This is a genomic window from Pseudomonas sp. 05T35 (genome assembly GCF_056396605.1).
In genome coordinates, this window is record NZ_JBFTLU010000108.1 from 1 (window position 1) to 11,208 (window position 11,208).

Annotated in this window: 8 protein-coding genes; 4 read left to right on the forward strand and 4 right to left on the reverse strand. The window is 60.1% G+C overall.

From position 1 onward, the window contains the following. Positions 1-159: 50S ribosome-binding protein YggL (locus AC1DH9_RS11125; RefSeq protein WP_477808171.1), on the reverse strand; the 159-nt coding region annotated here is incomplete at its 3' end. Positions 160-393: 234 nt separating this feature from the next. Here AC1DH9_RS11125 and dacB point away from each other — a divergent pair. Continuing rightward, positions 394-1,854 (forward strand): D-alanyl-D-alanine carboxypeptidase/D-alanyl-D-alanine endopeptidase, encoded by a 1,461-nt coding sequence (dacB, locus tag AC1DH9_RS11130; protein ID WP_477808170.1) that lies wholly within the window; start codon positions 394-396, stop codon positions 1,852-1,854. 149 nt (positions 1,855-2,003) lie between these two features. Here dacB and AC1DH9_RS11135 read toward each other — a convergent pair whose 3' ends face one another. After that, on the reverse strand, positions 2,004-4,403 hold the full coding sequence (locus AC1DH9_RS11135) for a sensor domain-containing diguanylate cyclase (RefSeq protein WP_427547020.1): 2,400 nt from the start codon (positions 4,401-4,403) through the stop codon (positions 2,004-2,006). Positions 4,404-4,540: 137 nt separating this feature from the next. Further along, the gene (rlmKL, locus tag AC1DH9_RS11140) at positions 4,541-6,811 is read right to left on the reverse strand and encodes a bifunctional 23S rRNA (guanine(2069)-N(7))-methyltransferase RlmK/23S rRNA (guanine(2445)-N(2))-methyltransferase RlmL (RefSeq protein WP_427547023.1); all 2,271 of its coding nucleotides are present in this window, start codon (positions 6,809-6,811) and stop codon (positions 4,541-4,543) included. Between the two features lie 544 nt (positions 6,812-7,355). On the opposite strand from rlmKL, the gene rmf reads away from it, so the two are divergent. Next, complete coding sequence (gene rmf / locus AC1DH9_RS11145; protein WP_003223300.1) at positions 7,356-7,571, forward strand: ribosome modulation factor; 216 nt, start codon at positions 7,356-7,358, stop codon at positions 7,569-7,571. Between the two features lie 283 nt (positions 7,572-7,854). Here rmf and AC1DH9_RS11150 read toward each other — a convergent pair whose 3' ends face one another. Then, a complete protein-coding gene (locus AC1DH9_RS11150) occupies positions 7,855-8,874 on the reverse strand; it encodes a quinone-dependent dihydroorotate dehydrogenase (RefSeq protein WP_427547003.1) in 1,020 nt (339 codons plus the stop codon). Positions 8,875-9,123: 249 nt separating this feature from the next. On the opposite strand from AC1DH9_RS11150, the gene AC1DH9_RS11155 reads away from it, so the two are divergent. After that, positions 9,124-10,335 carry a CmpA/NrtA family ABC transporter substrate-binding protein gene (locus AC1DH9_RS11155; protein ID WP_427547000.1) on the forward strand — a complete coding sequence of 404 codons (1,212 nt, stop codon included), beginning with the start codon at positions 9,124-9,126 and terminating at the stop codon, positions 10,333-10,335. Positions 10,336-10,350: 15 nt separating this feature from the next. Continuing rightward, positions 10,351-10,926: an ANTAR domain-containing response regulator gene (locus tag AC1DH9_RS11160; protein WP_145015334.1), complete on the forward strand. Its 576-nt coding sequence runs from the start codon at positions 10,351-10,353 to the stop codon at positions 10,924-10,926. Positions 10,927-11,208: the final 282 nt, after the last annotated feature.

The following is an 11,208-nucleotide window of genomic DNA, read 5'->3' on the forward strand; positions in this document are numbered from 1 at the left end:
GTTCGCTTCCATGGCTTCTTTCAGAAACGCGTCGAGGAAAGCGTCAACAGCCTCATCAGCCAGATCTTCTTTGAAATCCAGGTTCAGTTCGAAACCCAGCTCTTGAAATTCATCGACGCAAAGCTTTTTGCGCAGACGCTGGGAACGGTTAGTCGCCATTGGAACAATCCTCAAAAGTAATAACGGGCAGCACTTTAGCAGTTTAAGCCGTTGTTTGCCCGACTCTCTGGCCGCTTGTGCCTACCGCCGGTAAAAAAATAGCGGATTCGGCCCTCTGGATACGGCACAAGCCGCTACTCCTTGGGGCATAATGCCGACACTTTCGCGACCACCGAGGGAATTTATTCTCATGCCCTCATCTTTTTCCCCCTCGGCAGTAGGGTTTTATTTCAGATGATCAAATCTTTACGTCCATTGCTTCTCGCCAGCCTGCTTGTGCCGCTGGCCTTCCCTGTTTCCGCTGCCCCGACCAACACCAGCCTGCCACCCAGCGTTGAAAAAGCCCTCAAAGCCAGCAAGCTCCAGGACAGCGCCCTGTCGCTGGTGATGATTCCGCTCAACGGCCCAGGCACACCGACGGTCTTCAACGCTGACGTTTCGGTCAATCCGGCCTCGACCATGAAACTGGTCACCACCTACGCCGCGCTGGAAATGCTTGGCCCGAACCACCAGTGGAAAACCGAGTTCTACACCGACGGCACCCTCAATGGCGGCATCCTGCACGGCAACCTGTACCTCAAGGGTGGCGGCGATCCAAAGCTGAACATGGAAAAACTCTGGCTGCTGATGCGTGACCTGCGAGCCAATGGCGTGCAGCAAGTTACCGGTGACCTGGTGCTGGACCGCAGCTTCTTCGTCCAGCCGCAATTGCCGGAGTTCAATGACGACGGCAAAGACGAAAACAAGCCATTCCTGGTCAAACCCGACGCGCTGATGGTCAACCTCAAGGCCCTGCGCTTCGTCGCTCGCAACGATTCGGGCAAGGTGCTGGTGTCGGTCGAACCACCGATCGCCAGCATTCGCATCGACAACCAGGTCAAAGCCCTCAGCGGCAAACAGTGTTCCGGGGGCGTGCGCTACAACCCGGTGACCCAGGCCGACGGCAGCGTGTCCGTGACCGTTGCGGGCCAGTTGGCCGACGGTTGCAGCTCGCAGACTTACCTTTCGCTGCTCGATCATGCGACCTACACCGCTGGCGCTGTACGGGCGATCTGGCAGGAACTGGGTGGCAGCATCCAGGGCAAGGATCGTCTGGCCGCTGTACCAAAGGATGCCAAGGTACTGGCCCGGGCGTTCTCGCCGGACCTGGCGGAAATCATCCGCGATATCAACAAATACAGTAACAACACCATGGCTCAGCAGCTGTTCCTCAGCCTGGGCGCGAAATACCGCACCGACGCCGATGCTGACGATGCCAAAGCCGCAYAACGCGTAGTGCGTCAGTGGCTGGCGAAGAAAGGCATCACCGCGCCGCATCTGGTGATGGAGAACGGCTCGGGCCTGTCGCGTGCCGAACGGGTCAGCGCCCGTGAAATGGCGAGCATGCTKCAGGCTGCCTGGAGAAGCCCGTACTCGGCCGAGTTCGTCAGTTCGCTGCCGATCAGCGGCATGGACGGCACCATGCGCAAACGCCTCAAGACCACCGCAATGCGGGGTGAAGCACACGTCAAGACCGGCACCCTGAACACTGTGCGCGCTATCGCCGGTTTCAGCCGCGACAACAACGGCAACACCTGGGCGGTGGTCGCGATCCTCAACGATCCGGCACCTTTTGGCGCGCATACGGTGCTCGATCAGGTGCTGCTGGACCTGTATCGCCAGCCGAAACTGGCAACGGCCGAGTCGGCGCTTTAAGCCGATCGATCAAACACCACAGATCCAATGTGGGAAGAGCCGGGCGACGTTCGTCTGCTCGCGATGAACGATGACACGGTCATTCTGATGCACCGCGTTGCCTGCATCGCGAGCAGGCTCGCTCCCACAAAAGCTTGTGTACAACGGGCTTACACCAGCTCCATCTCAACCCGATCCCGCCCGGCCTGTTTCGCCGCGTAAACCCCCGAGTCAGCGCGCAGCAGCAAGGCATCAGCCCCCTCCCCGGAACGCCAACTGGCGATACCAAAGCTGGCAGTCACCGTGCCCAGGTCGTCGATCGGCGTATTACGCAAGCTCTGCCATAACTCGACGGCCAACGCATGGGCATGCTGCCCGTTGGTGTCCGGACACAGCACCATGAACTCCTCGCCTCCCAGGCGACAGAACACATCGGTGCGCCGCAAACGGTGGCGGATGCGCTGACAAATCGCCTGCAACACCCGATCGCCGGCCGCGTGGCCGTACACATCATTGATGCGCTTGAAGTGATCGATATCCAGCATGATCACCGCCAAGTCTCCAACACCTCGCTCGACGCGGGCCATTTCCATGGTCAACCGCTCCTGGAAATAGCGTCGATTGTGAATGCCGGTCAGCGAGTCGGTCACCGACAAGGCGCGTAGCTCTTCCTCGACCCGTTTGAGGTCGGAAATATCCGAAATGTAGCCATGCCACAACACCCCGCCACCGGGCAGTTCTTCCGGCGTTGCCTCACCGCGTACCCAACGCAGGCCACGGACCGGCAACTGTACGCGGTACTCTTCGCGCCACGGGTTGAGCTTTAACGAAGAGATCCGGATCGAGGAACGCACCCGAGCGACATCCTGCGGATGGATCCGCTCGAAAATGGCCTCGGCGTTCTGTTGCAGCACGTCCGGATCGATCTCGTAAATGTCGCGGATGCCATCACTCGCGTAAATCACACTGAATCGCCCGTCAACCGCCATCTTGAACTGATAAATGCCGCCCGGCACATGAGCGCTGAGTTTCTTGAGCAGCAAATCGCGCGCCGCCAACGCTTCATGCACCCGCTTGCGCTCGGTAATGTCGATGCAGATCGCCAGATTCCCGACCCACAGCCCCTGCTCGTCGAGCACGGCAGTGGCGAGCATGTTCACCGTCAGATAGCTGCCGTCCTGGCGCACCAAGGTCCATTCACGCGCTTCATGCCCACCCGCTTCGCCACCTTCCATCAGCATCGCCTGACAGCTCGGCACCGGTTTGCAGTAACGCTGACTGAGTTCCACGGCTCGCGCTTCCAGCTCAGCGGGCAGATGCAGGCTTTCCAGGGTCGCCTGCCCCAACACATCGACACTGCGATAGCCGAGCATGTGCTCGGCACCGGCATTGAAGGTGGTGATCACACCACGCAGGTTGGTGGCGATCACCGCCACTTGGGTCGCCGCGTCCAGCACCCCGCGTAACTGACCATGAGCGCCGCTCAACTCCTGTTCTCGCAGGCGCAACTCGCGGGTGCGCTCTTCGACCAGCGCCAGCGCTCGTTGCCGTTGACTGACCAGAATGTAGAGCAAGGCACTGAGCAGCACGCTCAACAGCGCCCCCATCACGACCAGGCTGGCAACCGCCGAATGATTGGCATGTTCGAACACGGCGCTGGTGCGAATATCGAGATCGTAGACATGATCGCCCAATCGCAGCATCGAGCTGTAATGCAATGGCTGATTCGCCACCCGATTGGTAGATTCGTAGAGCGCTTGCGCCTGACCGTCCTGCGCCCGACCGCGAATCTGCACCACAAGGTTGTCCTGACCGGGCAACGGAAACCCATCGATGACCAACTGACGCATGCTGATCACTGCCAGCACGTAACCAAGGGGCACAGCGTCATGAGCTGACGCTGCGGCATCACGCAAAACCGGCTCGACCAGCAGCACGCCATGGGCATATTCAGGATCGACGCCAACCAGCAGCGTGGGCTCGGACACCGCCATCGCGTTGAGGTCGCGAGCCCTTTGCAGGGTGGCCCGACGTGTCGGTTCCGAGAGCAAATCAAAACCCAGCGGCGCACCTTTTGCACTTTGCGTCTGGCTATACAACACCGGCGCGTATTCATCACGCTCGGCGGCAGGTTGCAACGTGGCGGAAGGTGTCAGATCGCTGATGGAGAACCCTGCTTTACCTTGCTCGCGCACCCGTTGCTCGAACGCGGAACGTTCACTACGGGCAACCAGCGGCGCCCAGGCGTAGGCCTGAGTTCTGTGCAACAGTGCTTTGGTAAAGCCGTCGAACTCTTCACGGGAGACCGACTCGGAGTTGACGAAGAAACGCCGCAGGCTATCAAGACGCTGTTCCTGATCGCCGAAACGCTCGGTAATCCGGCCCTTGCGCTCATTGACCAGCATTTGAAAACGCCGCGCCATCTGCTGATGGTGCTCATTGAAGCTGGCCCAGGCGAGCAGCCCCGTCAGTACGCCGCCGGCCAGTAGCACCAGCAGCGCAATGAGCCAGGCCGAAACATCTTCACTGATCAGGCCCAGGATCTTGGGTCGTACGGCGTGCGACGGCATAAACAAAACTCAAAACGCCGGCGTGCTTTGACGTCACCTTGGCTTTGAGTGAAGTTATAGCTATCAGCCACTCGATTAGCCAGCGCAAAAAGGCCACAGAACCTCGAAAAATCAAGGTTCTGTGGATCCAATCAGCCTCAGCGCGCCATGATTTTCCAGGCGCGGTGGATCTTGCCGTTACGGGCAAAATCCGGGTCGATGGTTTGTGCGGTGATCTCCTCGACGGCATAACGCGCCGTGAGGTTTTCTTCGAGCTGGAACTTGCGGAAGTTATTGGAGAAATACAGCACGCCACCCGGCGCCAGACGGGCCATGGCCAGGTCCAGCAACTGCACGTGGTCACCCTGTACGTCGAAGATGCCTTCCATGCGCTTGGAGTTGGAGAAGGTCGGCGGATCGATAAAGATCATGTCGAACTCGTCACGGTTGGCTTCCAGCCAGGCCATCACATCGCCCTGCTCCAGGCGGTTCTTGTCGGAGAAACCGTTCAGCGACAGGTTGCGACGCGCCCAATCCAGATAGGTTTTCGACAGGTCGACGCTGGTGGTGCTGCGTGCACCGCCCTTGGCCGCGTGAACGCTGGCGGTTGCGGTGTAGCAATACAGGTTGAGGAAGCGCTTGCCCGCCGCCTCTTTCTGAATCCGCAGGCGCATTGGACGGTGGTCCAGGAACAGGCCGGTGTCGAGGTAGTCGGTCAGGTTGACCAGCAACTTCACACCGCCTTCGTTCACCTCGGTGAACTTGCCCTGTGCGCTCTGGCGCTCGTACTGCTTGGTGCCGCTCTGACGTTCGCGACGTTTGACGACCACGCGATTCTTGTCGATGTTCAAGGCCTGTGGAATGGCTGCCAGCGCATCGAACATCCGCGCCGAGGCTTTTTCCGGATCGATCGATTTCGGCGCCGCATATTCCTGAACGTGGACCCAGTCGTGATACAGGTCGATCGCCATGGAGTATTCCGGCATGTCGGCATCGTAAACACGGTAGCAGTCGATACCTTCACGCTTGACCCACTTGCCCAGCGCCTTGAGGTTTTTTTGCAGGCGGTTGGCAAACATCTGCCCGCCTTCGCTCAGACGTGGCTGCTCGACAACAGGAGCCGGCGCCGGTACAGGCTTGATCGGGTTGCCGTTCTTGTTGTACTGACGCTCTTGCGGCTCGGCCGGCGACTGATCGTAGGCCGCCTGCTCGCGTTCGGCCTGACGCTGTTCCGGGGTACGACGCTCACCCGTGACGAACTGGTCCGGCAGTACTTTGATCAGCAGCAATTTGCACGGCAAGGCGCCGTTCCAGAACGAATACTGTTTGTGGCTGCGAATACCCATGCGCTTGCCCAGGTCCGGTGCGCCGGTGAACACCGCCGCTTCCCAGTTCAGGCAGGCCTGACGCAGACGCTCACCGAGGTTCTGGTAGAGATAGAGCAAGCTCGCCTCATCACCCAGACGCTCGCCATACGGAGGGTTGCAGATCACCAGGCCTTTCTGGTTCTGGTCCGGACGCGGCTCGAAGGTTGCGACTTCRCCCTGGTAGATCTTGATCCACTCACTCAGGCCTGCGCGCTCGACGTTATTGCGGCCGGGTTGAATCAGCCGTGGGTCGGCYTCGTAACCGCGAATCCACAGCGGTGGCTTGGCCAGGCCGGCAGCAGCGCGGACGACGGCTTCTTCGTGAAGTTTTTTCCACAGCGCCGGCACATGACCGAGCCAGGCGGTGAAGCCCCACTGCTCGCGACGCAGGTTCGGCGCCATGTCGGCGGCGATCATCGCGGCTTCGACGAGGAACGTACCGACACCGCACATCGGGTCAGCCAGGGCGCCGCCTTCAGCCGCAATGCGCGGCCAGCCGGAGCGGATCAGAATTGCGGCGGCGAGGTTTTCCTTCAGTGGCGCCGCACCTTGCTGCAGGCGATAGCCGCGCTGGTGCAGGCTGTGGCCGGAGAGATCGAGGGACAGAATCGCTTCGCCACGGTCCAGGCGCAGATGAATACGCAGGTCCGGGTTGAGCTTGTCGATGGACGGACGCTCGCCTGATGGGGTGCGCAGTTTGTCGACAATGGCGTCCTTCACTTTCAGGGCGCCGAAGTGCGTGTTGTCGATGCCCGAGCCGTGACCGCTGAATTCGACGGCCAGGGTGCCGTCATTGAGCATGTGGTCTTGCCACTCGATATCCAGCACGCCGTGGTACAGGTCTTCGGCATCCTTCATCGGGAAACGCTTGAGTACCAGCAGCACCCGGTTAGCCAGACGCGACCACAGGCACAGGCGATAAGCCGTTTCCATGTCGGCCATGCCGCGCACAGCCGACGTGTGCTCACGCGCTTCCTCAAGGCCAAGCCCGACGGCTTCCTCGATCAGCAAGCCTTCGAGGCCCTTGGGGCAAGTGAGGAAGAGTTCGTAACGATCCGACATGGGAGTTCCAGGGCCTTTAGCAATAAGTGAACGGACAACGCATTGACCGCTCGGTTTTCAATCAAGCGCTTTTCTTGAAGAGCGCTCGCGTGGCACGAAAGTGTGCCGCCCCACCCTGGCCACACAGCCAACCAACCGGTTGAATGAGCTTAGATGCCCGGGCAGATAAAAAATTCTGTGCAACAAAATGTCATAACTCGACCCTTCGTCGAATAGTACCCGAGTGCAATGGGTGGACATTTTTACTCAATCATTAGCCGCATCATCCAGTGAAAGGCCGATCATAGCGAGCTTTGGTCAATGAACACGGGAATTACATCGTGTTACTTATGGCCTTAGCATCATTATCGTTACGTCCTTATGACAAAACGATCATTCCCTCGATGTGACGCATTGGTTAGAACTCAACACAGGTTGACGTCGCAACGGCGTCAACACCTTGGCTCGTGACGCCGGCAGCGAGCCACCAACGGCAGAATTTTTCTGCCTGACCTCGATCGAGGTCGACGCGACAAATACAGTCAACAAGTGAGGGAAACACCCTATGAGAAGACTTAAGCGTGATCCGTTGGAAAGAGCATTTTTGCGCGGATATCAATATGGCGTTGGTGGAAAATCCCGTGAGCTTTGCCCCTTTACTCTACCGTCGGTACGCCAAGCCTGGATCAACGGCTGGCGAGAAGGACGCGGCGACAACTGGGACGGTATGACCGGCACTGCGGGAATCCATAGACTCAACGAACTTCACGCCGTCGGCTAAAACAGGGCACACACTCCGACACGAAAATCTGAATAGGTAACGACTTAACCACGCACGTCCTCTCCGGACGGCGGGCTTCGGCCCAAGGGCTCCTTCGAGGAGCCCTTTTTTATGCCAACTTCTCCACAATCCCTGTAGCAGCTGCCGAGCCTGCGAGGCTGCGTTCGGCTGCGAAGCAGTCGTAAACCCGGAATGCACCGCGCACCTGCAAGACCACGGTGTCTGATTTCACGACGGCTTCGCCGCCGAACGCAGCCTCGCAGGCTCGGCAGCTGCTACGAGGTCAACGCAGGGCTGCGATCGCGTCTACAGATTCGCGAATCAACGCCGGGCCCTTATAGATGAAGCCAGAGTAGAGCTGCACCAGACTGGCGCCCGCAGCGATTTTCTCAGCTGCATGCTTGCCTTCGGTAATGCCGCCCACCGCGATGATCGGCAAACGCCCGGCCAGCTCGGCCGCCAGGACCTTGACCGTGTGAGTACTCTTGTCGCGCACCGGTGCGCCGGACAAGCCACCCGCCTCGTCACCGTATTCCATGCCTTCGACGCCTACGCGGCTCAGGGTGGTGTTGGTCGCAATCACCGCGTCCATCCCGGTGTCGATCAGCGCTTGTGCCACCTGAACGGTTTCTTCGTCGGTCATGTCCGGTGCGATCTTGATCGCCAGCGGTACACGCTTGCCATGGCGTTGAGCCAGGTCTTCCTGGCGCTGACGCAAGGCTTCGAGCAGTTGCTTGAGCGAATCACCAAATTGCAGGCTGCGCAGGCCCGGAGTGTTCGGCGAGCTGACGTTGACCGTCACGTAACTGGCGTGGGCGTAGACCTTGTCCAGGCAGATCAGGTAGTCGTCGACCGCACGCTCAACCGGCGTGTCGAAGTTCTTGCCGATGTTGATCCCCAGCACGCCCTTGTATTTGGCCGCGGCCACACGCGCCAGCAGATGATCGACGCCGAGGTTGTTGAACCCCATGCGGTTGATGATCGCCTCGGCTTGCGGCAAGCGGAAAATCCGTGGCTTTGGATTGCCCGGTTGCGGACGCGGGGTAACAGTGCCGATTTCGACGAAGCCGAAACCCAATTGCGCAAACCCGTCGATGGCCGCCCCGTTCTTGTCCAGACCAGCCGCCAACCCCACCGGGTTTGGAAAGTCCAGGCCCATGACATTCACTGGCAACTGCGCTGGCGCCTTGCACAGCAAGCCATTGAGACCCAAACGCCCGCCTGCGCCGATCAGGTCCAGGGACAGATCGTGGGAGGTTTCCGGGGAGAGTTTGAACAGCAGTTGGCGGGCCAGGGTATACATGGGTGGGCTTGACTCGGTTGGCGGCGAAATAAGGCGGCGATTATAGCCGTGCATCGGGGTCGCAAGCGAGGTGCGCGATGAAATCAGACCTCAGTGGCATATGCCTTGCACTGGTACTGACATCGGCACCCATGCCAATGGCGGGATGCGTGCCAGGTAACGATTAAAAAGGACAACGGCGTCGTCACCTGGCCTGGTTTGCACATGGGGCCTGGGTACGGCGCTTTTTTCATGCAAGGTGCTTATGTGATGACTGAACCTGAAGCAGGACCGCTGGCCTGGGTCAATGGCAGCGATGCCCCGGAAAAGACCGCGATCAACCTCGGTTTCATGGCCCTGAGCGACTGCGCATCCGTGGTGGTTGCGGCGACTCAGGGCTTCGCCCAACCCTACGGGTTGACCCTGAACCTCAAGCGCCAGTCGTCGTGGGCCAACCTGCGGGACAAACTGGTCAGTGGCGAACTGGATGCCGCCCACAGCCTCTATGGTTTGATCTATGCGGTGCATCTGGGCATCGGCGGCGTCGCCGCGACGGACATGGCCGTGCTGATGGGGCTGAACCAGAACGGCCAGAGCATCAACCTTTCTCATGGCCTGCAAGGGCTAGGCGTGACCGGTCCTGAAGCGCTGGACCGTCACGTGCACCAAAGTCGCCCAAAACTCACCTTCGCCCAGACCTTCCCTACCGGCACCCACGCCATGTGGTTGTATTACTGGCTGGCGAGCCAGGGCATCCATCCGTTGCAGGATGTCGACAGCGTCGTGGTGCCACCGCCACAAATGGTCGCGCACTTGCAGGCCGGACGAATCGACGGTTTCTGCGTCGGCGAACCCTGGAGCGCCCGTGCGGTGAAGCAGAACCTCGGCTTCACCCTGGCGACAAGCCAGACCATCTGGCCCGACCACCCGGAAAAAGTTCTTGGCTGCACCCGCGCCTTCATCGAGCAATACCCGAACACCGCACGAGCGCTGGTCATGGCGATCCTTGAGGCCAGTCGTTTCATTGAACAAAGCACGGAAAACCGCCGCAGCACCGCGCAACTGTTGAGTGCTACCGAATACCTGGACGCACCGCTCGACTGCATCGAACCGCGCCTGCTGGGCGATTATGCCGACGGTCTGGGCAATCGCTGGCAGGACCCTCACGCGCTGCGCTTCCATGGCGGCGGCGAGGTCAACCTGCCGTACCTTTCCGACGGTATGTGGTTCATGACTCAATTCCGGCGTTGGGGCTTGCTGCGCGAAGACCCGGACTATCTGCAGGTGGCGCGTCAGGTCCAGCAACTTGGCGTCTATCGCGATGCCGCCAGCGCGCTGGGGATCGCGGTCCGGGATCAGGAAATGCGCAGCAGCCAGTTGATCGACGGTAAAATATGGAATGGCTCGGACCCGGCGGCGTATGCCCGCAGCTTCAAGCTGCACGCCATGGCCGACACCCCCGCTCTTCTCGCCCGCCGCTGACAGGAGGCTGCAAATATGTTGCGTATCCTGCTGATCAACGACACGGCGAAAAAGGTCGGGCGGCTCAAGGCCGCGCTGACCGAAGCCGGGTTTGAGGTGATCGATGAATCAGGCCTGACCATCGACCTGCCTGCGCGCGTCGAAACGGTGCGTCCGGACGTGATCCTGATCGATACCGAGTCACCGAGCCGTGATGTGCTGGAGCAAGTAGTGCTGGTCAGCCGCGACCAGCCTCGGCCGATCGTGATGTTCACCGACGAGCACGACCCGGACGTGATGCGCCAGGCGATCAAGTCCGGCGTCAGCGCCTATATCGTCGAAGGCATTCATGCCGCGCGCCTGCAACCGATCCTCGACGTGGCCATGGCACGCTTTGAAAGCGATCAGGCCTTGCGTGCCCAACTCCAGGCCCGCGACCAGCAACTGGCCGAGCGCAAGCGCATCGAACTGGCCAAGGGCTTGCTGATGAAAATGAAGGACTGCAATGAAGAACAGGCCTACACCCTGATGCGCCGTCAGGCCATGAGCCGCCAACAGAAGCTGATCCAGGTGGCCGAGCAGATCATTGCCATGAGCGAGCTGCTGGGCTGACCCTTCTAGCGCCTGTTGGGGCGCCCATCGCGAGCAGGCTCGCTCCCACAAGGAAATTGCGTCGTACACAAATCAACTGTGGGAGCGAGCCTGCTCGCGATTGGCCGCGACTCGGTTTCGTCTGTTGGCACAGATCTCGCTAAGTAAACCGCACAGGTAGCCAACGGCGGTTGCCCCACCTACGACAAAGACGTCGCATACCCCTTTCGCGCAAGTGCAGCGGGTTGCGGCGTTTTTTCGTTTTGGCCCCACAGCCCGGGGCCGGTGGTGCGGCCGTCGCGG

Bases quoted from the DNA above. Each gene is read 5' to 3' on its own strand.
- rmf (WP_003223300.1), top strand. From the start codon at position 7,356: ATGAGAAGACTTAAGCGTGATCCGTTGGAAAGAGCATTTTTGCGCGGA.
- AC1DH9_RS11135 (WP_427547020.1), bottom strand. From the start codon at position 4,403: ATGCCGTCGCACGCCGTACGACCCAAGATCCTGGGCCTGATCAGTGAA.
- AC1DH9_RS11150 (WP_427547003.1), bottom strand. From the start codon at position 8,874: ATGTATACCCTGGCCCGCCAACTGCTGTTCAAACTCTCCCCGGAAACC.
- AC1DH9_RS11155 (WP_427547000.1), top strand. From the start codon at position 9,124: ATGACTGAACCTGAAGCAGGACCGCTGGCCTGGGTCAATGGCAGCGAT.
- AC1DH9_RS11160 (WP_145015334.1), top strand. From the start codon at position 10,351: ATGTTGCGTATCCTGCTGATCAACGACACGGCGAAAAAGGTCGGGCGG.